The sequence below is a fragment of the Thermogemmatispora sp. genome (assembly GCF_042408735.1).
Classification (GTDB): Bacteria; Chloroflexota; Ktedonobacteria; order Ktedonobacterales; family Ktedonobacteraceae; genus Thermogemmatispora.
Genome location: NZ_JBHOQV010000186.1, coordinates 1 through 24,832 on the forward strand (window position 1 = coordinate 1; position 24,832 = coordinate 24,832).

The 24,832-nt window shown below is 63.2% G+C and carries 20 protein-coding genes; 14 read left to right on the plus strand and 6 right to left on the minus strand.

Features of this window, described 5'->3' with window-relative positions; translation table 11 throughout:
- Positions 1-349: 349 nt before the first annotated feature.
- Positions 350-2,035 carry a DUF4129 domain-containing protein gene (locus tag ACFMO7_RS19610; protein WP_376797175.1) on the minus strand — a complete coding sequence of 562 codons (1,686 nt, stop codon included), beginning with the start codon at positions 2,033-2,035 and terminating at the stop codon, positions 350-352.
- 470 nt (positions 2,036-2,505) lie between these two features.
- Between ACFMO7_RS19610 and ACFMO7_RS19615 the strand changes: the two genes are divergently transcribed.
- The 3 genes from ACFMO7_RS19615 to plsX all read left to right on the plus strand — a co-directional run bounded on the left by ACFMO7_RS19615 (position 2,506) and on the right by plsX (position 7,054).
- Positions 2,506-5,181: a type ISP restriction/modification enzyme gene (locus ACFMO7_RS19615; protein ID WP_376797176.1), complete on the plus strand. Its 2,676-nt coding sequence runs from the start codon at positions 2,506-2,508 to the stop codon at positions 5,179-5,181.
- Positions 5,182-5,540: 359 nt separating this feature from the next.
- Entirely contained in the window at positions 5,541-5,912 is a 372-nt protein-coding gene (locus ACFMO7_RS19620) for a response regulator (RefSeq protein WP_069805377.1), read from the plus strand.
- A 92-nt stretch (positions 5,913-6,004) separates the two neighbouring features.
- Positions 6,005-7,054: a phosphate acyltransferase PlsX gene (gene plsX / locus ACFMO7_RS19625; protein ID WP_376797177.1), complete on the plus strand. Its 1,050-nt coding sequence runs from the start codon at positions 6,005-6,007 to the stop codon at positions 7,052-7,054.
- A gap of 238 nt (positions 7,055-7,292) precedes the next feature.
- Here plsX and ACFMO7_RS19630 read toward each other — a convergent pair whose 3' ends face one another.
- Complete coding sequence (locus ACFMO7_RS19630; RefSeq protein WP_376797178.1) at positions 7,293-7,658, minus strand: J domain-containing protein; 366 nt, start codon at positions 7,656-7,658, stop codon at positions 7,293-7,295.
- 8 nt (positions 7,659-7,666) lie between these two features.
- Complete coding sequence (locus ACFMO7_RS19635) at positions 7,667-8,116, minus strand: dUTP diphosphatase (protein WP_376797179.1); 450 nt, start codon at positions 8,114-8,116, stop codon at positions 7,667-7,669.
- A gap of 162 nt (positions 8,117-8,278) precedes the next feature.
- Here ACFMO7_RS19635 and ACFMO7_RS19640 point away from each other — a divergent pair, with 162 nt between their 5' ends.
- The 3 genes from ACFMO7_RS19640 (at position 8,279) to ACFMO7_RS19650 (ending at position 10,999) form a co-directional block, all read left to right on the plus strand.
- Positions 8,279-8,689, plus strand: a complete 411-nt coding sequence (locus ACFMO7_RS19640) for a hypothetical protein (RefSeq protein ID WP_376797180.1) — start codon at positions 8,279-8,281, stop codon at positions 8,687-8,689.
- Entirely contained in the window at positions 8,686-9,402 is a 717-nt protein-coding gene (locus ACFMO7_RS19645; protein WP_376797181.1) for a DedA family protein, read from the plus strand. The genes ACFMO7_RS19640 and ACFMO7_RS19645 overlap by 4 nt, the downstream gene beginning before the upstream one ends.
- A gap of 349 nt (positions 9,403-9,751) precedes the next feature.
- Positions 9,752-10,999, plus strand: a complete 1,248-nt coding sequence (locus tag ACFMO7_RS19650; RefSeq protein WP_376797182.1) for a sigma-70 family RNA polymerase sigma factor — start codon at positions 9,752-9,754, stop codon at positions 10,997-10,999.
- Between the two features lie 319 nt (positions 11,000-11,318).
- Here ACFMO7_RS19650 and ACFMO7_RS19655 read toward each other — a convergent pair whose 3' ends face one another.
- Positions 11,319-12,698, minus strand: a complete 1,380-nt coding sequence (locus ACFMO7_RS19655) for a dipeptidase (RefSeq protein ID WP_376797183.1) — start codon at positions 12,696-12,698, stop codon at positions 11,319-11,321.
- Between the two features lie 267 nt (positions 12,699-12,965).
- Here ACFMO7_RS19655 and ACFMO7_RS19660 point away from each other — a divergent pair, with 267 nt between their 5' ends.
- The 3 genes from ACFMO7_RS19660 to ACFMO7_RS19670 all read left to right on the plus strand — a co-directional run bounded on the left by ACFMO7_RS19660 (position 12,966) and on the right by ACFMO7_RS19670 (position 15,324).
- Positions 12,966-13,619 (plus strand): SOS response-associated peptidase, encoded by a 654-nt coding sequence (locus tag ACFMO7_RS19660; RefSeq protein ID WP_376797184.1) that lies wholly within the window; start codon positions 12,966-12,968, stop codon positions 13,617-13,619.
- A gap of 199 nt (positions 13,620-13,818) precedes the next feature.
- Complete coding sequence (locus tag ACFMO7_RS19665; protein WP_376797185.1) at positions 13,819-14,451, plus strand: biotin transporter BioY; 633 nt, start codon at positions 13,819-13,821, stop codon at positions 14,449-14,451.
- 75 nt (positions 14,452-14,526) lie between these two features.
- Positions 14,527-15,324, plus strand: a complete 798-nt coding sequence (locus tag ACFMO7_RS19670; RefSeq protein ID WP_376797186.1) for a methyltransferase domain-containing protein — start codon at positions 14,527-14,529, stop codon at positions 15,322-15,324.
- Here the strand turns inward: ACFMO7_RS19670 and ACFMO7_RS19675 are convergent.
- On the minus strand, positions 15,321-16,727 hold the full coding sequence (locus ACFMO7_RS19675; RefSeq protein ID WP_376797187.1) for a DUF512 domain-containing protein: 1,407 nt from the start codon (positions 16,725-16,727) through the stop codon (positions 15,321-15,323). The two genes, ACFMO7_RS19670 and ACFMO7_RS19675, sit on opposite strands and share 4 nt — an antisense overlap.
- Positions 16,728-17,248: 521 nt before the next feature.
- Here ACFMO7_RS19675 and ACFMO7_RS19680 point away from each other — a divergent pair.
- The 3 genes from ACFMO7_RS19680 to ACFMO7_RS19690 all read left to right on the plus strand — a co-directional run bounded on the left by ACFMO7_RS19680 (position 17,249) and on the right by ACFMO7_RS19690 (position 18,897).
- Positions 17,249-17,824, plus strand: coding sequence for a pyridoxamine 5'-phosphate oxidase family protein (locus ACFMO7_RS19680; RefSeq protein ID WP_376797188.1), 576 nt, complete (start codon positions 17,249-17,251; stop codon positions 17,822-17,824).
- A 490-nt stretch (positions 17,825-18,314) separates the two neighbouring features.
- The gene (locus tag ACFMO7_RS19685) at positions 18,315-18,473 is read left to right on the plus strand and encodes a hypothetical protein (RefSeq protein ID WP_376797189.1); all 159 of its coding nucleotides are present in this window, start codon (positions 18,315-18,317) and stop codon (positions 18,471-18,473) included.
- An 85-nt stretch (positions 18,474-18,558) separates the two neighbouring features.
- The gene (locus tag ACFMO7_RS19690; protein ID WP_376797190.1) at positions 18,559-18,897 is read left to right on the plus strand and encodes a zinc ribbon domain-containing protein; all 339 of its coding nucleotides are present in this window, start codon (positions 18,559-18,561) and stop codon (positions 18,895-18,897) included.
- Positions 18,898-19,140: 243 nt separating this feature from the next.
- On the opposite strand, the gene ACFMO7_RS19695 is transcribed toward ACFMO7_RS19690, so the two are convergent.
- Complete coding sequence (locus tag ACFMO7_RS19695; RefSeq protein ID WP_376797191.1) at positions 19,141-20,088, minus strand: DUF4352 domain-containing protein; 948 nt, start codon at positions 20,086-20,088, stop codon at positions 19,141-19,143.
- Between the two features lie 441 nt (positions 20,089-20,529).
- On the opposite strand from ACFMO7_RS19695, the gene ACFMO7_RS19700 reads away from it, so the two are divergent.
- Positions 20,530-21,483, plus strand: a complete 954-nt coding sequence (locus tag ACFMO7_RS19700) for a nucleoside hydrolase (RefSeq protein ID WP_376797192.1) — start codon at positions 20,530-20,532, stop codon at positions 21,481-21,483.
- A 191-nt stretch (positions 21,484-21,674) separates the two neighbouring features.
- Positions 21,675-24,782, plus strand: coding sequence for an FAD-binding and (Fe-S)-binding domain-containing protein (locus ACFMO7_RS19705; RefSeq protein ID WP_376797193.1), 3,108 nt, complete (start codon positions 21,675-21,677; stop codon positions 24,780-24,782).
- Positions 24,783-24,832 lie beyond the last annotated feature (50 nt).

The following is a 24,832-nucleotide window of genomic DNA, read 5'->3' on the forward strand; positions in this document are numbered from 1 at the left end:
ACGTGGGGGGATAGTAGAGAAACGGGACTCCTGGGGTCAGGTAACGTGGCAGGGTGGCACGTCTCTCTGGGCAGTTCTCCGTCATCTCACTACTACTACTTGCTCGACACGGATCGGCGCAACGTGGTGAGGGTGGTTACTTTGGAAGCCTGAAGGGTGCCTCCCCTTCAGGCTTTTTTTCGCCCTCCTGCCTGCCTGCCCACCTCCTGCTGCTCCCTTGCGCCAGCTCTCTCGTTGACTGATGGCTGGCGTCCCCAGCACGGAGGTCGTTCACCTGGGCCTTGCCGCCGCCCATTACCCTGACCCTGCCGCTCCTCTTCTCCGCCCTGAGCAGTGGCCCAACGGACCGTCAGCGCTGGCGCCAGCGGCTGCGCAGCTCCTCCCAGTAAGTTCGCAACTGAGCTAAACGCGCGCCGTCAGGCTCATGCCGGCCATAGCGTGCCCGCAGATAGGCCCCTGTGAGGGGCTCCAGACGCAGATCGGCCAGCGGGGTCCCGGCATTGAGGCGCTGCTGATATTCGAGCGGCGTCTCGCTGGGCTGGCGCGGATATCCCTGCTGGCGGGCCTCCTCCAGCAGAGCGCGATAGATGGCCCGTATGGTCTCCAGGCTTCTGGCAGGCCCTCGCCGTCCGTCTCGCTTTAGCCGCTGGCGGGCCTCCACAACCCGCCGGCCGAGTCTCCTGAGAGGGCGCCTCAGCTTCGACAGCAGGCTCCCTAGCAGGTTCCGGGTCTGGCGCCAGAAAAGCGCCGCCGACCACAGACTCTCGCGATATTCCTCGAGTTGGCGCCGCCTATAGAGGCGAACCCGTCGCTGACGTAAGGTCTTCCCAATGAGTCGCGCAAGGCCCAAAACGAGCAGAGCCAGCAACAACAGTATCAGCAGGCGACTGGCCAGGAGCAGGCCCGTTGGCAGATTCTCGCTCTCCCCCGCCGCTCTCAGGGCCGGCTGGCCCGGTCCCCGTGGGAAATGAAGGACCAGTCCCCTGCTTTGAAAATGCAGGGCCTGCAGCAGCCAGACTATCGGCGTGAGCAGCCAGACGATGAGTTGGGCCAGGGCTCGTACCAGCCAATCGTAAGGGATCAAGAGCAGAGTCAGTCCGCGCCGCAGAACCTCGAAAAGGCCTCCCCCCGAGAGAGAGACGAGCGCCAGAGCGAGCAAGGCGAAGAGCAAACCCAGGCCGACAAAGAAGAGCAGCACGGCCCGCTCTTGTTCCTGGACGCTGCCTTCGAGTCCAAAAGGATGGCGACGGCGCTCTGCAATGGCCTGCGCCAGGGCATGCCCCAGGAGAGCACAATAGCCAAAGAGCGGGACAAGCAGAACGAAGACCGCGGTGCTGGCCTCAGCCAGGGCCGGCTCGCTTTCGCCGTCCGCGCCGAGATGAACCAGAAGCGCCAGCAGCATGAACAGGCCACTGCCGCTCAAGGCCCAGCGCACCGTGGCCGGCTCCGGCTCCTGCCGGGCCCGTCTGGCGCCGCGCCAGACGAGCAACATTTCACAGAGGAGAACAGCGAGGCTGCGATAGGCGGCGGGCCGCAGGGTGAGCAGGTCGCTCCCCAGAGTAAGCAACCAGGCAGGATGATAGAGGGGCCAGACGGCGGCGTAGTTGTTGAGCCAGCAGAGATAGAGAACGCTGGCGATCAGCCAGGCCGCGATAAGGCCCCAGCCCGGCAGCGGCGCCCCGGGCCGGTCAAACTCGTCGAGCGGCGGCGTCCGGCGTACAAGGCGCAGCTCGTGGAGGCGCGTGAGCCAGAGCACAACCGCGCCGAGCGGGAAGAGGGCCCAGAGTGGCACCAGCGGCAACGTGCTCCCGAAGAGACGCCTCTCGGCCAGGACCTGAAGCCAGGCAGCCAGGGCGCAGACTTCAAGAGCCAGGCAAAGGTAGGCCACCAGCCGTTCGCCTATCGTACGCACGCCAGGCAGATAGGTGGTGCTCTGAGAAAGGCGCTCGCGGCGCCGGCGCTCCGCGAGTACGATGCGCCCTAACAGCTCATCTGGTAGCTCGCGCTCTCTGCCCAACGGGTCCTTCTGACTCATGTCTTCCCCCCCTGGCCCCAGCAGGCCCACCGTGCTTGCCGCACGCTTGTCGCTTCTCCTCTGTGGCTCTGGGCTATCCTACCGACCCATGAGGGCGGGCGTCTGTACGGAAGGCAGCGCAGCTTCGCTCAGACAGGGCCTCTCCCTCAGCATCTTCCCTTCCCAGGGTCCAAGGACAGAGAGGAAGAGTCGTCAAGCCTGGAGTGCCGCCCATCTATTGTAGCGCTGAGAGGAGCGAGCCGCAAGGCGTTGCTTACCTTTCCTGCCTGCTGGCGGAAGCCGATGCGATGCGCAATGCCACCATGCTCGCAAGCCAGGGACCACGGCGTTTTATAATTTCAGAGCGGCATTGACATACGCCAGTCCAGGACCAAAACTGGAGTCTGGCATCTGCCTGCCTGGGCGCGTTCGACGGAAGGAACGATCTCCAGCTTGCGCCCAGGCCAGAGGAGCCCAAGAGAAGAAGAGCGATGCCATCCCGATCCCTATCATCGGTTTCAAGGCCGGCTGGCCTCTCCCCACGTCCCTATCGCCGTCAGCCAGCGATCGTTGGCCAGTGCAATCGTCTGGCCAGACAGTTTGCTGCCCTGGCCATGAGCCGTCTGTATCCGCTCTGTGAGCGGGCCGTGCGGGCAGGAGCCTGGGAACCAGCGGCAGAAATGGCGCAACTCGATCTGCCGCCGGCAGAGAGAGCCGACCTCTATACGCAAGGTCTCTGCTGTCTGGCCCTGAGCGCCGTCCTGGCCGGAGCGAGCCACGAGCGCGGGCGCAATGGGCTGGAAGAGGTACTGCCCTGGCTGCCCCCACCGCTGCAATCTTCCTTCAGCCAGATGCTGCTGGCGCCAGAGCTGGCGGGAACCATCGCTGAGCTGCAGGAGCTGAGCGCGGCGGCCTCCATCCCGTCGGCGGGCGAGCAACTCGCAAGGCGCGCGGCTATACCCGCACTGCAACTCCTAAAGCAAGATCCACTTATCTACTGCTATGAGCAATTTTTGCGCAACTATCGTCCCAGCCTGCGCAGATCCGGGAGCATCTACGCCACACCGACGCCGGTAGTCTCGTACATGGTGCGCAGCGTCGACTTCTTGCTGAAACAGGCGTTTGCCTTGCGCCGGGGCCTGAGCGAGCTGGGGCGTTGCGAAGTCATCGATCCGGCGGTCGGCAGCGGCGCTTTCCTGCATGGTCTGATAGAGTTTTTGGCTCATCAGGAGGGAGAGCAGGCGGAGCCGGACCACTGGCGGCACTTCCTGAGCGAAAGGCTCCTGCCCAACCTGCGCGGCTACGAACTCTTACCGGCCCCCTGGCTCGTAGCCCACCTCAGTCTTGGCCTGAAGCTGGCTACCTGTGGCTACGACCTGAGGCGGTGGCCAGGTCGACCTCAGCTTATTCTTGGGGATGGCCTGCTCTGGCTGGCACGCGAGCCGGCGCGCACGGGCCTGCCCGTGCTGATTGGCAATCCCCCCTATGGGAACTTCGGACGACCAACGCGCTATCCCTGGTTGCGCCTTCTCCTTCAGGATTACAAACGCGATCTGGGCGAACGCAAGCTGAACCTGGACGACGACTTCATCAAGTTTATGCGCTGCGCCCAGTGGTACATCGAGCGAGCCGGCTGTGGTCTACTGGCCTTTATCACCAGCCGGACCTACCTCGACGGCCTGACCCATCGCCGCATGCGCGAGAGCCTGCTCGCCAGCTTTGACGAGATCTACCTGCTTGATCTGTGCGGCAACAACCAGCGCGAGCGAGTCGCCGCTGAGGGGCAGGTTGCAGACGGAGCAGATGAGAATGTCTTTCCTATCCGTCAGGGCGTAGCGATCGGCTTTTTTGTCAGGCGTCGGGACTCCGTTCAGCGCTCGTGCAGCGTTTCCAGGCGGGCCAGGGTCCACTATGCCTTGCTGCGCGGCAGCCGCAGTGAGAAGTATACCAATCTGGAGAGGATGGACCTGGCCAGCACTTCCTGGCAGGGCTTGCAGCCTCAGCCCCGTCTCTACTTTTTTGTGCCGCGCACCCTGGCCGGCCAATCCGAATGGGAGCGCTATCCGGCTCTTCCGGAGATCTTTCCCGTCTACGGCACAGGCATCAAAACCCATCTTGATGCGGTACTGGTCGGCGCTTCCGACACGGCTATCGCCCAGCAGATCGCCGCCTATCTGGCCCGCTACAGCCAGGACCAGCTCCGGAGGACCGGCGAAGCACCCGAGGCCGCGGAGAGTCGCCGCGGTACGCCGCAGCACAAAGCTCAGCTCCTGCGCCAACTCTGCGGGCTGCCATCCCAACAGCTTTATCATGACTACGCCTACCGTCCCTTCGACACACGCCGCATCGCCTACTGGCCCCCGGCTATCGAGGCCGGTGACCACCGCTTTGCCCTTATGCGCCACGCCCGGCCACCTAACATCTTGCTCGTCACGACGCGCCAGCTCAGTCAGGGAAGCTTCCGCCACGTCTTTGTCAGCCAGACCCTGACCGACATGTGCCTGCTCTCAACCGCTACTCGCGAGTGCGCCTACGTCTTCCCCCTCTACCTGTTCGAGGACGGAGCGGGAGCGACAGGGATGCGTCCAAATCTGGCACCCGCCTTCATCGCAGACCTTGCGAAGCGGCTCAACCTGCGCTTTGTGCCCTGGGGCAGCGGCGACCTGCTCACCAGCTTCGGACCGGAAGCCGTGCTGGCTTACCTCTACGCCCTTTTTCATGCGCCGAGCTACCGCCAGCGCTACAGCGAGCAGCTCAGCTACGACTTTCCGCGCTCTCCCCTGCCCACCCATCTCACCGCCTTCCGCCTGCTCTACCGCATCGGCAGCCGCCTGCTCAAGCTGCACCTGCAGATCAGTCCTCCCCATCCTTCGGCCTACCTCTTGCCAGCAGCCCAGAACACCCGGCTGCGCCTCGACTGCCTGCACTATAGCACGGACGGACGCCTCTGGCTGAACAGGCACCAGGCCCTGGCAGGGCTGCCGCCCGACTGCTGGCATTTCCGTATCGGACATTATCAGATCTGTGCGCGCTGGTTGCAGGAGCGTCTTGGGCAGGAACTATCACCTGCCGAGTATGAGCGTTATCGCCTGCTGGTAGCCATCGTTGCGGAAACGCAGGAACTGATGGCCCAAAGCAGCAGCGCCTTAGAAGCCTTGCTTTCCTGAGCAGAGAGCGGAAAGAGGAAGAGGGCCAGCCAGGGCAGAGAGAGGCAAGCCCCTGGACGGCCCAAGCGCTCCGGTGCCGGCCAGAGCAAAAAAGCAGAACCGTCAGACAGAAGGTCCTACTGCGTGAGCAAAAGGCCCGGCTGACACGTCTAAAGACAGTGGCAGAGTGCTATAATTATACGAGCATCTACCACCCGGTCCACTCAGGCAGAGTCAGTCAAAGGTACCTGCTCGCTGAGCGCGGTCGGCTCTCCTCCGAGAGCGAGAGCCAAAGATCGATCGATCGATCGTAGCACAAAGGAGACTGTAGTTTAGTTAGAGAGTATCACGAGACGAGAGACGAGGGGGCTGTTGGTCATATGGCCAAAAAGATCTTGATTATGGATGACGACCCCACCATCGCCGATCTCCTGACCGAGGCGCTCGCCGACGAGGGCTACGAGACCCACATGACGACGCAGAGCCTGCGCTTCTACGACGCTGTGCGCGAGCACGATCCCGATCTGATCCTGCTCGACATTATGATGCCCTATCTGGACGGACGGGACGAGCTGAAGTTGATGGAGATGTGGCTAGAAAAGAAGATCCCTGTCATCATCGTGACGGCCTACCCCAACGTGGCCCACGAAGAGCAGACCTTCCGCGACGCGGGCGTCGTAGAGATTGTCTCGAAGCCCTTTAACCTGGACGAGCTAGTCGAGCTGGTGCGCAAGACCATCGGCGAGCCGTGAAGCGGCCCTGCTGGCGCAGAGGCGGCCAGGACAACAGGAGCAAGGACAAGAAGAGCAGAGCAGACTGAGGGCAAGCGGAGGAAAGCAAGGCAATGGAGGCGAAAGTACGCGTCGCACTCGACGCAATGGGGGGAGATTACGCTCCCGGGGCAACCGTCCAGGGAGCGGTGGAAGCGGCGCGTGAATACGGCATCGGCGTCCAGCTAGTGGGCCACGAGGAGCAGATCCGCGCCGAGCTGGCTCGCTACGACACGCGCGGCCTCGATCTGGCGATCACCCATACCCCGGAAGTCATCGCCATGGACGAGCATCCGGCCAACGCGGTGCGGCGCAAGAAGAACGCTTCGCTGGTAGTGGCCCTGGAGCTGGTGCGCGCCGGCCAGGTGGTAGGAGCGGTCTCCGCCGGCAACAGCGGGGCCATGATGGCCGCCTCGCTGTTTGTCTTAAAACGCATCGCCGGCGTCGATCGGCCCGCCCTGGGCACGGTCATGCCCACCCGCACCGGTACGACCCTGGTGCTTGACGTGGGCGCCAATACGGACTGCAAGCCCGAGTACCTGCAGCAGTTCGCCCTGATGGGCGCCGTCTATATGGAGCGCATTTTCCGCATGAATCGCCCGCGGGTAGCCCTGCTGGCCAACGGCGAGGAAGAGACCAAGGGCAATCAGCAGGTGCAGGAAGCCCATCGCCTGCTCAAGGAGAGCGCCCCCCAGCTCGGACTGAACTTCATCGGCAATATCGAAGGGCGCCATATCCCCGCCGGTGCCGCCGAGGTGGTGGTCTGCGATGGGTTTGTGGGCAATGTGGTTCTCAAGCTCAGCGAGGGACTGGCCGAAACTCTGATTGCCATGCTGCGTAGCCAGATGACCAGCAACCCTCTCAATACCCTGGCAGCAGCCGTGCTCAAGCCGAGTCTGAAGCGGCTCTTCCAGCGCCTCGACTATGCCGAATACGGCGGAGTTCCTCTCCTGGGGGTTAACGGGGTAGCGGTCATCGCCCATGGACGTTCGAACGCCAAGGCGATCAAAAACGCCCTGCGGGTGGCACGCGAAACGGCTGAGCAGGGGGTAGTGACAGCCATCGCCGAAGGCCTGGCCAGATTGGGAACCAGCGGAGAGCAACGGGCCGAGGCCGAGGTCTGAGCCGAGCAGCTCACCAGCCAGCCAGTTATTTCTCCCTCGCGACCTCGTCCGCACGGGAGCGAGGGAGAGGGTCAGAGCGAGCGGGCCGGCCTGTGCCAGGCCAGAAAACTCCTGAGCGAGCACCCAGAGCCAGGACCTGCCGATGAACTCCGCGCACATCCTGCAGCACCGTTCGATGCCCGGCCGCGGCGGCAGGTCGGTGTGGCTGGGACTGAGGTGCTCGTCATCTCCAGATTGGCTAGTCCTCGCGCAGGCTGCGCTTCAGCTCGCGCACGAAGCCGACCAGACCTTCGAGCCAGGTCATTTCAGTGGAGGAGCCGTGCTTACTGGCCTGAGCCTGATATTTCAGGCGGGCCTCGCGCAGAGCGCGCACGCGCAGCTCGGCAGCGCGGTGCACATCGTAGGCGGCACGCCGCCGCGGGTCGCCCAGCACCTCATACGCCTCGTTAATCAGCTTCATCTGCTGCTCATGCACGCTCTGCAGGCCAGGAGTGGCTTGGTTGGCATCGGGATGATAACGGCGTACCAGGCGCAGATAGGCACGCCTGATCTCCTCGGGCGAGGCAGTGGGGGCCACGCCCAGAATCGAATAATAGTCCTGCATCGCTGGCCTCATTCGCCCGTACTCCCGAAGCCGCCACGCCCCGGTCCGAGGGCCGTAGTCTCCTGCCAGCAGGCCAGGGCGACCGGAACAAAGATTCCCTGAGCGATACGCTCGCCACGCCTGACCAGGGCAGGCTCATCGCGGAAATTATAGACCTGGATCAGCAGCTCGTCGCCCTCGCCGCAGTAGTCCTGATCGATAATGCCCACTCCATGAGGGATCAGCAGCCCCTTGCGCCGCGGCGTACTGCTGCGCAGGGTTACCAGGAGCAGGTAGCCCGGTGGTGTACGCACAATGACATTGCCGGGAACGAAACCGAGGTCGCGAGGAGCGATCTCAGTATCTTCGCGGCAGAGGAGATCGAAGCCCACCGAGCCAGGGGTGGCGTAGGTCGGCAACGGCAGGGTCGGGTCCACACGTTTGATCGCCACGTCTAGCGGTTGTGCATACTTGCTCATTTCTGCTATTCTAGAAAAGAGCTTCTGTGACGTCAAGAGAAGGTGCTGGATTTCCTTGCAGATCGAGATAGGAGGCCATCGCCGCTGGAAGCCAGCGGCCTCCTCCTCAGTCTTACCAGAGCTATGTCGGGCCGCAGCCTGCTCTTAAGTCTGAAACTGAAGATGCTTGGGCTGGTGCTCCTGCTCTGCCTGGCCGTCAGTACGACGGTCTACGCCGCCAGTTCAACTTATCACGCGGTGCAGCACCTGCAGCAGCAGAGCGCCTTAGTGAAAGCGGGGGATGTGCGCAGCATTCGCCCCTGGATGACGATTCCCTACGTGGCTCGCCTTTACCATGTACCAGCTACCTACCTGTATCGGACCCTGCACATAGCCGCCACGCCTTCTGTCGAACACCTGACCCTCCACGCCCTGGCTCTGCGCACCAGGCGACCCGTCGACGACCTGATTCGCACGCTGCAGCAGGCCATTGAGACCTATCGCCAGCGGCATCCGGCGCCAGCCAGCGCCAGAACGAACAGCCAGGGGCCAGCAGTACCCTCCGCGATGGCAGAGGGAGAAGAGCGGCTATGAGCGCCCTGCTTCCCTACCTGGTGAACTGGCTGCAGGAATACGGCTATCCAGCCCTCTGGGGCCTGGTTTTTTTGGGGGCCGCAGGCATCCCGCTGCCGATTACCCTGCTCTTGCTGGCCGCCGGCGCCTTCGCCGTGCTGGGCGACTACAACCTTGGGCTGCTGGCACTGCTGGCCGTGAGCGCCGCCGTGGCCGGCGACAGCGTCGGCTATAGCCTCGGTCGCCGCTGGGGAAGCCGCCTGCTGGACTATCTGGAGCACTCGCCTCAACACTGGATTCCAAAGCAGACCCTCGGCCGCGCGCGCCAGCTCTTCCACAAGCGCGGCGGCTGGGCGATTTTCCTCGGACGCACCGTCTTCTCGGCTATCGGCGTGCCGATTACGCTCCTCTCGGGGGCGGAACGCTATCCCTACCGCAAGTTTCTGCTCTTCGATGCGCTCGGCGAGCTGGTCGGCGTCGGCCTGCCGCTCAGTCTCGGCTTTCTCTTCGGAGCCAGTTGGGAGGCCGTAGGCGAGATCCTGGGGATGGTCTCGCTGCTCTTGCTGGCCCTGGCTCTGGCTACCTGGCTCAGCTACCGCTTGCTGCTGCTGCTGCGGCGCCTGCGGGCACCCCAGGCCACACCACAGCCGCGAGCACAGCCCCAGCCCGAAGCGCCAGAGCGGGCCGCTTCCCCCGGGGCCGCTTCCGGCTCCTCGGGTTCCTTGCCACTTTAGCCCTCCTCCAAGCGTATGTAATAGTGATTGCAACGTTGAAAAACGTTGCCGCTTTAGCACTGAGGGCTGCTATTGCCCTTATAGCAGCAATAAAACGTCCGTGCTGCCACAGGCTGGCACGGAAGGAAACCTTTAGGGTATAATTGGTATAGCGCTGGAATATTTCTGGGCCGTACTGTGTTCCTATCGGTAGAAGCAACGTGTCTCGTCTTACCTTTTTCTCCTACCCGGCGTTAGACCTGGTCTCTCTCAGGTCGAAGGCTCGCTTTCCCTGCGTGTAGGGTCAGACAGCCTCACAGCCGCTATCTTGCTGCTTAAGATAGACACTACCTTTTCATGGAGGGCGCATATGCTAGACCTGGAGCGTGCCGACACGGGAAATGCGCTTACCTTAGACGATCAGCCCACACGAGACGATCCAGATCTGGAGAAGCAGCTTGATCAGTTGCTTACGAAGGATCTTGAATATATAGATTTTGATGACGACAACGACGACGCTGTTGTTGATGGAGAGGAGGAACCTGGCAAGGACGAAGAGCCTGAGCTGGATGAGGACCTGAGCGGTCTGGAGCCAGCCGCCCTGGAGTTAGAAGAGATGCCTGATATGCATGAAGATCTGACGCAATTGCCAGGTTCGCCTGAGCTAGAAGACACTGCCTCGCTGCTCTCTCTCCCTTCCCTGCCTGCGGCCCGGGGGGCTGCGCCACGCCGTTCCGGTGGGCGCCGACGCCGCGCCGACTACGGGGACGAGAGCACGACGAGCGCTCTAGACACCGGCGAATCGGATGCCGTGATGGCATATCTGCGGGAGATCGGGCGTGTCCCGATGATCTCGCACGAGCGGGAAATCGAGCTGGCTAAGCGCATCGAGATGGGCGACCGTGAGGCCAAAAAGCAGTTCATTCTGGCCAACCTGCGCCTGGTAGTTAGCATCGCCAAGCGCTACGTTGGGCGTGGCCTGAGCCTGCTCGATCTGATCCAGGAGGGCAACATCGGGTTGATCCGTGCCGTGCAGCGCTATGACTGGCGGCGCGGCCATCGCTTCTCGACCCATGCCACCTGGTGGATTCGCCAGGCCATCAGTCGCGCGGTGGCCGACAAGGGGCGCACGATCCGCCTGCCCGTCTACGTGAATACGGCTTTGAACCGCATCCGCCGTGAGCGTCAGCGGCTGCTGCAGGAGCTGGGGCGAGAGCCGACAGAGCAGGAACTGGCCGAGGCTACGGGGCTGGACCCGATCCGCATGCTGGAGCTGCAATCGGCCCCGGGCGCGCCTGTCTCGCTGGAGCTGCCCGTCGGCGAGGATGAGGAGCAAGAGCTGGGCGATGTGCTGGCCGATACTGAGTCCGCCTCGCCCGAAGATATTGCAACAACGCAGACACTGAAGGACGAGGTCCAGCGCGTGCTGGAGTCGGTCCTGACGCCGCGCGAACGCCTGGTTCTGCAGCTGCGCTTTGGCCTGGGCAACGGCCAGGCCCATCCGCTGGAGCAGGTGGGTCGCGAGCTAGGGATTACGCGCGAGCGTGTGCGCCAGATCGAAGCCGGCGCGCTCGCAAAGCTGCGCCAGCCACCGGTCCTGGAGCGCCTGCGCGGCTGACTCTTCCAGGGCGTGGCCTTCGCCCTGTCCGTCCACCCGTCCTGTCGCTTGCTGCTCCCACGCGCAAAGACGGTGCTCTGACGCGCTGGCCCTATCGTCGGTTCGTGTATCTTTGCCAGATAGCGATCTCTCTCTAACGGAACCGAGTCCATCTGTGCCACGGGAACGGATAGGTCACAGAGCAGGGAAGGTAGCCTTTCCTCCATCGCGGAGGTGCTGCCTTTCCTGCCCTGTTTTTTTGGGGCCGTCAGCTCAGCTCAGGCTCAGGCTCAGGCAGGGCAGGGTAAGGCAGGCCCCATCTGGCCTGGTCTGCCCCCGCTCAGGCTCCGGCGCCATAGAGCTGCAAGAAGCGCGCGACGGTGCGCACGCCCTTGAAGAATTGCTTGAGCGAGTATTTTTCGTTAGGCGAGTGCAAGTTGTCATCGGGCAGGCCAAAGCCCATGAGGACGATGGGGACCCGCAAGATATCGTTGAAGAGGGCGGCGACGGGAATGGAGCCGCCTTCGCGGATAAAGACCGGCTCGCGCTCGTAGGTCTCCTGCAGGGCCGCTGAGGCGGCCCGGATGACCGGCGCCTCGGGCGAGACAATAACACCATCCCCGGCGTGGATCAGGTGAACGGAAACCTCAACGTCGGGCGGCGCCAGCTCTTTGACGCGCCGCTCGAAGAGACGATAGACTTCTTCGGCCCCTAGCCCAAGGTCGGGCGGGATGCGCATGCTGATTTTGACTTTGCCGGTGGCCGGAATGACGGTTTTGGCCCCTTCCCCGCTGAAGCCGCCGACAAAGCCGTGCACTTCCAGGGTCGGCCTGGCCCAGATGCGCTGCAGCGGCGGATACTCCGGCTCGCCAGAGAGCTGGGCTACGCCCATCTCTTCGCGCAGGGTCTCGGCCAGGTGCAGAGGATCTTCCTGCCAGAAGCGCTGCTCCTGCGGCGGCGCCTCGCGCTGGCGGTCGTAGAGACCGGGAATATGGATGTGCCCCCGCGCGTCTTTGAGGCCGGCTATGATGAGGGCCAGGGCGTGAAAGGGATTGGGAGCAATGCCGCCATAGGTGCCCGAGTGCAGATCGCGTATGGCTCCGCGCGCTTCGATTTCAGTGTAGATGATGCCGCGCAGGCCGGAGATGAGGGCCGGCAGATCGGGCGCCGGCATGTGGGTGTCGCAGATGAAGACGGCATCGCAGCTGAGACGCTCAGGATAGCTGCGCACGTAATGCTCAATAGACTGGCCCCCCGCTTCCTCCTCTCCTTCGATCAGGACGCGCACGTTGACAGGCAGCCCGCCCTGGGTGGTGATGAGAGTTTCCAGGGCCTTGAAGACCAGCATGGTCTGCCCCTTGTCGTCACAGGCTCCCCGACAGTAGAGGTTCTCCCCACGCACGGTCGGTTCAAAGGGCGGTGTCTTCCAGAGGTCGAGCGGATCAACGGGTTGGACATCATAATGTCCATAGATAAGCAGGGTGGGCTTGCCTGCCGCCCGGAGCCACTCGCCGTAGACGAGCGGATGGCCCTGGGTCTCGATCAGGCGCACGTTGTCGAGACCTATGCTGCGCAGTTGGGCGGCAGCGTACTCGGCTGCCCGCCTCACATCGGCGGCATATTCGGGCAGCGTGCTGATGCTCGGGATGCGCAGCCACCCCTTGAGGTCTTCTAGAAAACGCTGCTCATGCTCTGCTATATACGCTTCTATCTGCGTCATGATAACTCTTCCTTCCTTAAGCGTCTGCTAGGGAATTCTGCCTGTTATGGTAGCAGGGTCGGGCCGGCTTTGTCCAGAGCAAGCTGTGTCGCGAGCAGGAGAGCGCTGGCCACCTCGCCTCGCCCTTGCCACTTGCCCCCAGGCCGCGCAGAATAGAGAAAGAAAGGAAGAGGACCTGGCTGGCTGGCTGGGAATTGTTGTGCCTGGGATCTGTCCCGTTTCACCGCCGGGTGGAGCGGGCGGCCCGCTAAGGAAGGAGTTGTGTCTATGTGCGGTCGTTTTACGCTGATTACCGACCTGCAGACCATTGCTGAGATCTTCGGAGTGTCAGCGACGCTGGAGGCTCAGCCACGCTACAATATCGCTCCCTCTCAGGAGGTGGTGGCCATCCTTCACGAGCAGCAACGCCAGATGGCCTGGCTGCGCTGGGGCCTGATCCCTTCCTGGGCTAAGGAGGAGGCCATCGGCAACCGGATGATTAACGCGCGGGCTGAGACCCTGGCCGAAAGGCCAAGCTTTAAGCGCCTGCTGCGCACCCGCCGCTGCCTGGTGGTGGCCGATGGCTTTTACGAGTGGCAGCAGACGAATGGCTCGAAGAGGCCGATGTATATTACGCTGCGCGACCGCTCGCCTTTCGCTTTCGCCGGCCTGTGGGACCAGTGGAGCGCCCCCGATGGCCGCTCGTTGCGCACCTGCACGATCGTGACCACCGAGCCGAATGAGTTGCTAGCTCCGATTCATAACCGCATGCCGGTGATTCTCTCGCGCGAGGCCTGTGAGCGCTGGCTGGATCCACGACTGCAAGAGACGGAGGCTCTCCTGCCCCTGTTGCGCCCGTACCCGGCAACGGAGATGCAGGCTCGCCCAGTCTCGCGCCTGGTCAACGATCCGCGCAATGAGGGGGCCGCCCTGCTGGCCTGACAGTCGGAACCCTGAGGCGACCCGCCACCTGCCCTCTCTCCGGCGGCTTGCAGACGCCAGAGCCGGCTTTTTATAATGGTTGCGGAGGGGGCAGCCAGGGACCTGCCGGCCATCCGCTTGCTGGACCTGGCTCGCTCCCTGCCGCGCTGCACCCTCCCGAGATCATTGACAAGCACCCTCCTCAGAAAGGAGTGCCTCGATGGCTTCTCTATCCGGTACGACTCTGGTCGACCGCGTGCTGCCGGCCCGCTCACCGTCACGCTCGGCTGCTCTGCTGCGCGATGGAACGCTGGTTCTCGGCTTCAGCGCTTTGATGGCCTTATGTGCCCGTTTTTCTATTTATATTCCCTGGATTACGCCGGTGCCGATTACGCTGCAGACGCTGGGTGTCCTGCTGACCGGGGCGGTTCTGGGTAGCCGCCGCGGAGCCCTGGCGCTGCTGGCCTACCTGGTAGAGGGGGCCGTGGGCCTGCCGGTCTTCGCTGGGGGTGCCGGCGGCCTGGCGGTCTTGCTCGGCTATACGGGTGGCTACCTGTGGTCTTACCCGTTGGCTGCCTGGGTAACGGGCTGGCTGTGCGAGCGCGGCCTGGACCGTCGCTATCTGACGGCGGCTCTGGCCATGCTGCCTGGTTCGTTGATCATCTACGCCGTTGGCGTGCCCTGGCTGGCGGTGGTTCTCCATATGGGACCATGGCAGGCTCTGCTGCTCGGCATGGTGCCCTTCCTGATCGGCGATACGCTCAAGCTCTTGCTGGCGGCGGCTCTGCTGCCTTCCGCCTGGCTGCTGCTACGCCTGGGGGGAGAGCACGACCCGGGGGCCCCGTCCCGCTAAGTCAGGTTACAGGGCTGGTTCTCGCCAGCCCTGTTGGCAGGTCGTGACCATTTTTTTGTTCGCGAGAGGAGCACGATGAGCAACTCACTGGATTCGGCGGCGTTCGACGTCGAAGGGACCTTTGAAGCTTCCGACTATCGCTATTTTTACGATACCATGCTGACAGAGGAGCGCAGCGAGCGGGAGGTAGCCCTCATCTGGCAGTTGCTCGAGCTGCAGCCAGGCACGCCGCTGCTCGATCTGGCCTGCGGCTACGGCAGGATCGCCAACCGGCTGGCAGCTCGCGGCTGCCTGTTGAGTGGGCTGGACCAGAGTGCGACATTTCTGGATCAGGCTCGCTCTGAGGCCGAGCGGCTGGGCATAACGGTCGACTACCGGCAGGGCGATATGCGGGCCTTACCAGCAGAGTGGACGGGGCGCTTTGCGGCTGTCTTGAGCTGGTTTACATCCTTCGGCTACTTCAGCGATGAGGAGAATCGCCAGGTGCTGGCAGAGATCGCGCGCGTCCTTCAGCCTGGGGGCCGCTTGCTGCTCGATCTGCAGAATCGTGATCGCTTGCTGCGTGAGTTTCAGCCAGAGCGGGTTCTGGAGCGTGACGGAGCCTGGATGATCGATCAGCTGCACTACGATGTCTTCAGTGGGCGCCTGCACACCAGGCGGGTCTTTCTGCGGGCCGGTGGCCAGCGCGAGACCCATTTCTTTGTGCGTCTGCTGACCCTGCCGGAGCTGGCAGACTGGCTGCGCCAGGCCGGTTTCAGCCAGATCAGAGCCTATGACGAGCAGGGCGCCCCCTTTACTCTGGCCAGTCGGCGTCTGCTCACCTTGGCAGTTCGCCAGGGAGAACCGGCCGAACAGTCCCAGACGCCCGCTTAGCGGGCCGCCAACGCCGGCCAGAGACGCGGCATCGGCAGGCCAGCCAGCTCGCGCACCGCCGCCACCATCTCCTGAACATTGCGCACAAAGAGCGAACGGACCGGCAAGCGTTCCTGAAACTCTTCGACGGTCACATCGTCCAAAAAGCGCTCGCCGGCGTTGTCGAGCATGATGCGTGGCAAGAGAACCAGGTCGCCGAGATCCTGCCGGTCGAGCAGGGCGGCAAGCACGTCTTGACCGCAGAGTAATCCCGCCACTGTGACCTGGGAGCCGAAGAAGCGATTCTCGACGGCGACGACCTGCGCCTCCAGATCTTCTACACGATTGAGGTCGGCCGCCAGTCGTTCGATAATGGGCCGGGCCATTGTGCCGGTGACCAGGGTGAGCCGTCGCGGCTGCGGCATACGCGTCGGCAGGCGCCGCCGGGCACTCTCCCACTGATCGAGGAGATAGCGCGTCATACCAACGCCGTTCTCGATCTGGGCGTAGTCCCCATAGTGGGCGGCGGGTGGTACCTCGCGGCCTGTGAGATAGTACCATTCGTCCGAGAGGTAAACGAAGGGATAGCCCTCCGGATGGCTGGCGGCAAAGCGGCGCTGATGGCTCTCAACCTGGGCGATGATCTGCTCCCCTTCCTGGCGCGTGTAGGGGCGCAGCGGCGGCAGGTCGCCAGTTTTGAGCAGGTTGTTGTATTTGGTCAGGCCCACGGGCACCACCGAGATCGACTCGACAATGGGTCGCAGGGCAGCCAGGTCTCCGATGCTGCGCTCAAGGTGCTCGCCATCGTTGATGCCAGGGCAGAGCACAAGCTGAGTGTGACAGGTGATATGCAGCTCCCCAAGACGCCGGATCTGCTCCACAATCTCGCCGGCGCGTGGCCCATCGACCATCTTACGCCGCAGCTCAGGCTCGGTCGTGTGTACCGAGACGTAGAGCGGACTCAGACGCTGCTCGGCCAGTCGCTGCCAGTCCTGTTCTTTGAGGTTAGTCAGGGTAATGAAGTTGCCGAAAAGGAAGGAGTAGCGATAGTCGTCGTCCTTGATATAGAGAGTGGAGCGCAGGCCGTGTGGCAGCCCCGGCTGCGGCGCATAGCGCGGCGGCAGCCCTTTAATGAAGCAGAAGACGCATTTGTTGGCACACTGGCGAATAAAAGGGGTCGGCTCCTCGCCGAAGAGCAGGCCAAGGCTCTCGCCCGCCTGGCGCTCAATAGTGACCTCGTGCGGCTCCTGCTGGCGCTCGAAGACGATGGTTAGGACTTCGTCGGCGCTGTAGAACTGGTAATCGACCAGGTCGCGAATGAGATGGCCGTTGATGGTGCGAATGAGATCGCCTGGCTGCAAGCCAGCGCGATCAGCCGGGCTATCGGGCACCACCTCGCGCACCCAGCCGTAGAGCTTTGGCATGAACGCAGCTTCCTTCCTTTATCAGGCTGACAGGGGACCGGGCGGGGAACAGGGTTGCGAGCTATTGGCTCGCCTGGCCCGCTTCCCCGGGTCAAGAGTTTTCCTCTGCGACGATGGGAGGTATCGGCCAAGATTATACGGCTGACCAGGCCAGGACGTCAAATCGTTCTCTCTCCTGCCCTGGCCCGCAGCCTCTCGGGGGCCGCGCGTCCGACGCGCCTGACCCGGTCTCCCCATTTATCCTATTCGCCCCCTGGCGTCCTCTCTAAAACCGGGCCTCTTTTGGCAGGCCTGGTCGGCGCTCCAGGCTACGGCCGCTTCGCCCGCAGGACCCGAGTAGGGGACCGCTGCGCTGGCATTCGCCGGCGTTCATCCGTGAGGGCATCATTCTGACTGCTCGGCGCCATGCCAGTGGCGCCGCCGGCCTCAATGGCTACCGACCTCCGCTGGGATTGGCTCTTGTCCGGCGAGCTAACAGGGGGCATGCTAGGATCAGAACCCAGAGAAAGGAGCCAACGGACATGGAGCAATCTGAGCAGCAAGAGCTACATCAGATCCGCCGGCGCGATCGGGCCGTCAACGACCAGGGCTGGATCAGCACCTTTCTCAAACGCGCCCCGGTTGGGGTCCTGGCCACCGTCGACGGCGAGCAGCCTTTCCTCAACAGCAACCTTTTCGTCTACGACGAAGCCGCCCACGCCATCTATCTGCATACTGCCCAAGTCGGACGCACCCACAGCAACATCGAGGGGAGCCAGCGCGTCTGTTTCACCGTCTACGAAATGGGGCGACTCCTGCCAGCCAGGACCGCCCTCGGCTTCAGCGTCGAATACGCCAGCGTCGTAGTCTTTGGCCAGGGGGCCATTATCCAGGACCGCGAGCGCGCCAGGGCCGCTCTCCATCTGCTGCTCAAAAAGTATGCTCCGCATCTCGAGCCTGGACGCGACTATCGACCTGTCACCGACGAGGAACTGAGGCGTACCAGCGTCTACGAGATCCGCATCAGCGCCTGGAGCGGCAAAAAGAAAGAGGCAGCGCCGGACTTTGCGGGCGCCTACTACTATGGGGAAGCGCAGCAGGGTCGCCTACAGTCCTGACGCAGCATTGGTCCATAGCTCCCGATTTCCCTCTTTTATTTAACGCGGTGAGTCGTTATGCTTTTGAGCAGGGCAAAACAAGCAATGTGACTCGATTGCCCAAAGGGATGTCTACCGGGTTGCGCACCCGCTGCCATCTCCCCTCGCAACTGGCCTGTAGCGTGGAACGGCAGGTTGCAGCGACCTGCAAAGGTTTAAGGACGAAACTCAACAAGAAGAATGTGGAGCGTCGTCGCGCTAAGATCACGAAAAAAAATGCTTTAAAGGGCTGGACCAGCCGCCGCAATCCAGTTGCCCAACGGTTCAGTACACCTATGAACGGGATTACACCTTTCAAGGTGAGAGTCGGGTCAGTGTTGGTACCCTCTCCGGACGCATCAGTGACCCCTACCAGGGCGATGAGAAGCACACGGCCCTCATCCGAGAGGAGGCCAGGATCGGGAATGCCAAACTCTGCTATGATCAGCCTCAGAAACAGCTCTATCTGCTGGTGTCCCTGGAGATCAAGGTAGCTGATCCGACTCCTGAACATCTTAGAGAGGTGGTCGGTATGGAGATGGGCATTCGCCAGCTCGCCGTAACCTCGACCTCGACGGGCAAGGCCCGCTTTTATCCAGGCAAACGCGTCAGACACCGAGCCACCCATTAGGCGCGGCTCAGGAAACGCTTGCAACGTAAAGGCACTCGGGGCGCCAAACGCCGTTTACGGCGCATCGCCCAACGAGCGAGACAGGTTGAAGTTGCAAGCCAACCACCAGATCGCCACCCAGATCGTCAAGCAGCATCCAGACACCTTGATCGGGTTGGAACAACTCACCGATCGTCGGGAGCGCACCAGGTGCAAGAAACACCAGCCCAAGAAGCAGGGCAAGGGCACCAGGCTCCTCTCAAAAAAGGCGCGCACGGCCAATCGTCTGTCCTCCCAATGGTCCTTTGCCGAGTTGCAGGCGCTCATCAGCTACAAGGCGGCACTCTCGGGATCCCTGGCCATCAAAGTGGATGCGGACTACACCTCGAAGCAGTGCCCCAGGTGCGGGCATGCCGCCGATGCCAACCGCCCAAGCAAGGGGTGAGGCTTTGTGTGCCAGCAGTGTGGCTACCACCTGCATGCGGATCTGATGGGTGCCAGAAACATCACTATAAGAACGCTCTTGAGGCGGCAAGACTGGATCAGGACGGGGCTTTTGTCGGCTGCCCCAGATGCCCTGGACAAAGAAGCCAAAGCGGCACACCTGCAAAGGTATGCCGGGGCGCGGTAGAGTCCAGAGGGGACGCAAGCCTCCGGCTAGAAGCCGGAGGTCGCTGACTAGAGTTGACTAGACATGAATGTCCCAGAAGACCTGACCGCTCTGCATAATGTCAGAGAAGGAGAGAACAAAATCGTGCTGGGCCAGCGGCACCTCATAGGCCAGGGTGCCGCGGATCTTCTGCTCTGGCTCCACTTTACCTGACGGTGGCAGGTCGCCAAACCCTACAATGGTCATCTCAATTTCACGACCATCGGAATCGCGCAGCGTGAAATTCAAGCTGGCAGACACTACCTGCTCATCATTGGAAACATTCACCAGGGTCACATCGAGCAGCAGGTACTGGTCGCCAGCTTTGGGTTGATCCTCGCCCTGGCCTGGCAAGGTCTCAACAGAGTTCAGTGTGATCTGCCAGATGTCATTAAAGTTGACTGCCTCGCCGATACCATGATGAATGGCCATACTGGCAGTAGGACTAGGTGGTGCAGTAGGACTGGGTGTTGGGGTAGGCAGCGAGTTGGTGGAGCTGCTGCTCGTCGCGGTAGCGGTAGGAGCCGGAGCAGTCGTCTCGCTGGTACTGACTGCCCTCGGTGACGAAGAGCGATTAGCTGTGCTGGTGACGCTGGATATAGCCCTCAGCGTACCGATGACATCGCCCAGGCTCAGGCCAGCCAGAAAGGCCACGATGAGGGCCACGATCCAGAGCCAGGTTAGATTGCGCCTCTGGCTTTGAGCCGGCTGAAGAGGCGAGACCACCGGTGCTCCCCCTACTGTCGGGATCATTGGCGAGGATGCCTGCATGGAGCCGAGCGGAGGCAGTGGCCCCGGTGGATAAGGAGACACTGTGCGAGAGGTGCCTGCCGCCGGGGCGTAGAGGTCCGCCCCTTTCCACTGCTCATAGCTGGGCGGCAAGAGTAAGCCTCCAGGCGCTGGTACCTGGCCTATCGCCGGTGGTTGTCCGGAACTACTCTCAGGAGGCGTCTGGTAAGGGTAGGGAGGAGGAGGATACGGTTCCATAGATCTTCCTTTCCGTTCTGTAGCCTCTAGCTCTCCATAATCCAGTATCAAAGCATAGTAATCCTGCTCCAGTGAGGCAGCTTTCTTGTCCAGAACCCGCCAAGATCACAGGAGTCACTCTCTCCTCACAGGAAGCCATACTTCCTTATCAGTCTCTATTCTACAATAGATTATACTCTATGTACACTGATTGCTTCCAGCAGTTGAGGCCCCATCGAGAAAGCAGAAGAGATTATCAGCGGGCTGCCAGATGGCAAGAGATCTTGACCCCAGGCCGCCGCCAGGGATATGCTACCTACACAAGCACCAAGAAGAAAGAGCGAGAGTCGACAGAGACAGCTCGGCCACGCACTGGTCCAGGCCCGCACAGCCGGAGCGCTCCATGAGCGCCGTAGTCCACTCGGCCAGTTCAGCCAGCCGACGCACCAGGAGGAAGCAACCATGTCAAGAGAGCAGCCACTGCGCCTGATCATCGACACCGACCCAGGCATCGACGACGCTCTGGCCCTCCTCCTGGCCCTGGCCTCGCCCGAGGTCAACCTGGAGGGTGTCACCACCGTCAGCGGCAACGTTCCGCTAGAGGACACCACACGCAACGCACGGGCCTTATTGGCCCTGGCTGGACGAGAAGACATTCCCGTTGCTGCGGGCGCGGCGCGTCCGCTTGTGCGCGAGCCGATCCATGCCGTTGAGGTACACGGTCGGCACGGCCTGGGCAGGGCCGAGCTGGCGGAGCCATCGACGCTTCCCGTTCCCGAACCCGCAGCCATCTTTCTCAGCGAGCGCATCAAGGCCGCTCCAGGCGCCATCACCCTGGTCGCAGTCGGGCCTCTCACCAACCTGGCTTTGGCCGTCAGACTGGCCCCAGAGATTAGCCAGCAGGTGCGCGAAGTTGTCATCATGGGAGGCGCCCTGCGCGTTCCTGGCAACGTCACCCCTGTCGCCGAATTCAATATCTACGCCGATCCCGAGGCAGCTCATATTGTCTTTCACGCCGGCTGGCCCCTGCGCCTGGTCAGTCTCGATACCACCCGCCAGGTGGGCCTGACGCGGGCGCAGTTCGCCCCCCTGTGTCGGTCCGAGAGCCGCATCGGGCGTTGCCTCGAAGCCATGCTCGCGCACTATTTTGAAGAGTTCGCCCCGCGAACTGGTAGCGAGCACTTTCACCTTCACGATCCGCTGGCGCTGGCAGCCGCCCTTCATCCCGAGCTGCTCCGCTGGGAGCCGGCTTATGTCGACATCGTACTGAGCGGCAGAGAGAACGAAGGAGCTACTGTGGCGCGGTTCCATGACCGGCCCCAAATGCCTCCGCCCAACGTTCTGGCGGCCACCGCCGTCGACGTCAGCGGCTTCACCACCTTCTTCCTGGAGCGGCTGGCGCGCCTGCTCTCATAACAAGCGGAACGGGAACGACCCAGCGGCTGCCTGTCTCTGTGGCGGCTCTGGCCAACACACGAATCGTTGCAGGCGCCCGCCCGCCCTATCTGAGGCAGGCGGTGCCTGGAACTTGACCAGGCCGGGCCAGCATCCTCTCCTGCTGACCGCGACCCCATCAGGACCAGGAAGGAAGGACGGAAGATCGAGCCGTGGAGCATCTTCAGCAGCAGCCGAGAGAAGAACTGCGCAGCTCAGGCCGGCTCAACGAGCTAGCCAGCGCCCTACGCGCCCAGGTACGCGGCGATGTACGCTTCGAGGCCGGTAGCCGCGCCATGTACTCGACCGATGCCTCGAACTACCGCCAGGTGCCGCTAGGCGTCGTGCTCCCCCGCGACGCTAACGATGTCATCGCCGCAATGGCCGTCTGCCGCGCCTACGATGTACCCGTGCTAGCGCGCGGCGGTGGCACGAGCACCGCTGGCCAGACCTGCAACTTCGCCGTCGTACTCGATCTGTCGCGCTACATGCAGCGTCTCATCAGCCTCGACCCTGAGCGGCGCCAGGCGCGTGTTGAACCGGGGATAGTGCTGGACGACCTGCGCCGGGCCGCCGAGCAGTACCACCTGACCTTCGCCCCCGATCCCTCGACGCACAATCGCTGTACCCTGGGCGGCATGATCGGCAATAACTCCTGCGGCACCCACTCGCTGATGGGCGGCAAGACCGTCGACAACGTCGAGGAGCTGGAAATCCTGACCTATGACGGCTTACGCCTGCGCGTTGGTCGCACCAGCGAGGAAGAGCTGGCCCAGATCATCGCCGCCGGAGGGCGCCGCGGCGAGATCTACGCCCGCCTCAAGGCCCTGCGCGACCGCTATGCCGACCTCATTCGCCAGCGCTACCCAGCCATCCCACGCCGCGTCTCTGGCTACAACCTTGACCAACTGCTCCCGGAAAACGGCTTTCATGTCGCCCGCGCCCTGGTTGGCAGCGAAAGTACCTGCGTCACCGTGCTCGCGGCCACCGTTCGCCTGGTGCCTAGTCCACCGGAGCGGGTCCTGCTGGTCCTCGGCTACCCGGACTTCTTCCGCGCCTGCGACGAGGTACCCGCTCTGCTCGAATTCCGACCCATCGCGCTCGAAGGTCTTGACGAGGGCCTCGTAGCCGATAGCCGTCGCAAGGGTCTCAACCTCGAACACCTGCGCCTGCTTCCTGCCGGAGGCGGCTGGTTACTGCTCGAATTCAGGGGCCAGAGCCGCGCCGAGGCCGAAGAGCAGGCCCGCGCCCTGATGGCCCACCTGCAGCGAGGCAGTGCCCCCCCACAGATGAAGCTCTGCAGCAACCGGGACGAAGCGCGAGCCTTGTGGGAAGTGCGCGAATCGGCCCTTGGCGCCTCCACCTTCGTGCCGGGCCAGCCGCTCAAATGGGAAGGCTGGGAAGACTCCGCCGTGCATCCGAGCCGTCTCGGCGCCTACCTGCGCGACCTGCGCGCCCTCCTCGACCGCTACGGCTACCAGGCCAACTTCTACGGGCACTGCGGCGAAGGCTGCGTCCACATGCGTGCCAGCTTCGATCTGGAGAGCCAGGAGGGCATCCGCCAGTTTCGTGCCTTTATGGAAGAGGCCGCCGACCTGGTCGTGCGCTACGGCGGTTCGCTCTCCGGCGAGCACGGCGATGGCCAGGCCCGGGCCGAATTGCTGCCTAAAATGTTCGGGCCAGAACTGCTGGCAGCCTTCCGCGAATTCAAGGCTATCTGGGACCCCGCCGGGCGCATGAATCCAGGCAAAGTCGTCAATCCCTACCGGCTCGACGAGCACCTGCGCCATGCCCTGCCTCTGCCACGCCCACGGTCGACCTACTTCCAGTTTCCCGCCGACCGTGGCGACTTTGCCCATGCTGTCATGCGCTGCGTTGGCGTTGGCAAATGCCGGCGCACCGACGGTGGCCTCATGTGCCCCAGCTACATGGTCACCGGCGAAGAAGCCCACTCTACCCGTGGGCGCGCCCGCCTGCTTTTCGAGATGCTCCACGGTGATCCCCTGCGCGGCGGCTGGCGTTCCGAGGAAGTTCGTCAGGCCCTCGATCTTTGCCTGGCCTGCAAGGGCTGCAAAAGCGAGTGCCCGGTCAACGTCGACATGGCCACCTACAAAGCCGAGTTCCTGGCCCACTACTACGCGGGCCGCCTGCGACCAGCCAGCGCCTACCTTTTTGGCCTCATCCAGCGCTGGGCCGCACTAGGAGCACGCGCGCCCGAGCTAAGCAACCTGCTGACTCAGGCTCCACTGCTCAGCCAGTTGCTCAAGCGCGCCTGCGGCATCGCTCCCGAGAGGCGCCTGCCACGCCTGGCCCCGCTCAGCTTTCGCCGCTGGTTCCAGGCGCGCCCACAGCCACCGGGCAGGAGCGCCAGGCCGCGCGTCCTCCTCTGGCCCGATACCTTCAATAACTACTTCCACCCAGAGACGGCACGCGCCGCCGTCGAAGTCCTCGAAGCCCTGGGCTTCCAGGTCGAAATACCGCCGGTCGCTCTTTGCTGCGGGCGTCCCCTCTACGACTACGGCATGCTCGCCACCGCCAAAGAGCAGCTCCGCCAGATTCTGAGCGTGCTGCGCCCCTATCTGGACCAGGAGATACCCATCGTCGGGCTAGAGCCAGGCTGCGTTTCCGTCTTCCGCGACGAGCTGCCCAACCTCTTCCCGACCAACCCAGCAGCGCAACAGCTCAAGGAGCGCGTCCTGCTCCTGAGCGAATTTCTAGAGCAGCAGGCCAGTGACTACCACTGGCCCCGCCTCGAAGGCCAGGTCCTGCTCCAGCCCCACTGTCATCAGCGCGCGCTCATGAACGTGGGCGCCGAGCGCAGGCTTCTGAGCCGACTTGGCCTGCAGATCGAGGTGCCCGACGCCGGCTGCTGCGGCATGGCCGGGGCCTTTGGCTTCGAAGCTGAACACTACGCGCTCTCGCTGCAGGTTGGCGAGCGGCGGCTGCTACCAGCAGTGCGCTCCGCCCGCCCTGAAACCCTGATCGTCGCCGACGGCTTCAGCTGCCGCGAGCAGATCGCCCAATGCACGCCGCGCCAGGCCCTGCATCTGGCCGAAGTCTTGCAACTGGCCCTCCGCCTGCCGGCCAACGCGCGGTTGGGACCCTATCCCGAGCGGGCCGCCCTCTTTGCCCCTCCCCTGCCAGCCGCCAGGCGCCGCCTGGCCAGCGCCCTGGCCCTGACCGGCAGCGCTCTCCTGGCCCTGGGTTCCCTCCTGCTGCTCCGACAGCGCCATCGGCGTCGCCCGGGCCAGTCTGCTCGACGAGGTAGAACAAATGTTTGACATCCGATTCAACCTGAGCTATAATAGGGGCCACCGAGAGCGATCAACAC

Coding starts and splice junctions, on each gene's coding strand:
- ACFMO7_RS19610 (WP_376797175.1), bottom strand. CDS start 2,035: ATGAGTCAGAAGGACCCGTTGGGCAGAGAGCGCGAGCTACCAGATGAG.
- ACFMO7_RS19615 (WP_376797176.1), top strand. CDS start 2,506: ATGCCATCCCGATCCCTATCATCGGTTTCAAGGCCGGCTGGCCTCTCC.
- ACFMO7_RS19620 (WP_069805377.1), top strand. CDS start 5,541: ATGGCCAAAAAGATCTTGATTATGGATGACGACCCCACCATCGCCGAT.
- plsX (WP_376797177.1), top strand. CDS start 6,005: ATGGAGGCGAAAGTACGCGTCGCACTCGACGCAATGGGGGGAGATTAC.
- ACFMO7_RS19630 (WP_376797178.1), bottom strand. CDS start 7,658: ATGCAGGACTATTATTCGATTCTGGGCGTGGCCCCCACTGCCTCGCCC.
- ACFMO7_RS19635 (WP_376797179.1), bottom strand. CDS start 8,116: ATGAGCAAGTATGCACAACCGCTAGACGTGGCGATCAAACGTGTGGAC.
- ACFMO7_RS19640 (WP_376797180.1), top strand. CDS start 8,279: ATGCTTGGGCTGGTGCTCCTGCTCTGCCTGGCCGTCAGTACGACGGTC.
- ACFMO7_RS19645 (WP_376797181.1), top strand. CDS start 8,686: ATGAGCGCCCTGCTTCCCTACCTGGTGAACTGGCTGCAGGAATACGGC.
- ACFMO7_RS19650 (WP_376797182.1), top strand. CDS start 9,752: ATGCTAGACCTGGAGCGTGCCGACACGGGAAATGCGCTTACCTTAGAC.
- ACFMO7_RS19655 (WP_376797183.1), bottom strand. CDS start 12,698: ATGACGCAGATAGAAGCGTATATAGCAGAGCATGAGCAGCGTTTTCTA.
- ACFMO7_RS19660 (WP_376797184.1), top strand. CDS start 12,966: ATGTGCGGTCGTTTTACGCTGATTACCGACCTGCAGACCATTGCTGAG.
- ACFMO7_RS19665 (WP_376797185.1), top strand. CDS start 13,819: ATGGCTTCTCTATCCGGTACGACTCTGGTCGACCGCGTGCTGCCGGCC.
- ACFMO7_RS19670 (WP_376797186.1), top strand. CDS start 14,527: ATGAGCAACTCACTGGATTCGGCGGCGTTCGACGTCGAAGGGACCTTT.
- ACFMO7_RS19675 (WP_376797187.1), bottom strand. CDS start 16,727: ATGCCAAAGCTCTACGGCTGGGTGCGCGAGGTGGTGCCCGATAGCCCG.
- ACFMO7_RS19680 (WP_376797188.1), top strand. CDS start 17,249: ATGGAGCAATCTGAGCAGCAAGAGCTACATCAGATCCGCCGGCGCGAT.
- ACFMO7_RS19695 (WP_376797191.1), bottom strand. CDS start 20,088: ATGGAACCGTATCCTCCTCCTCCCTACCCTTACCAGACGCCTCCTGAG.
- ACFMO7_RS19700 (WP_376797192.1), top strand. CDS start 20,530: ATGTCAAGAGAGCAGCCACTGCGCCTGATCATCGACACCGACCCAGGC.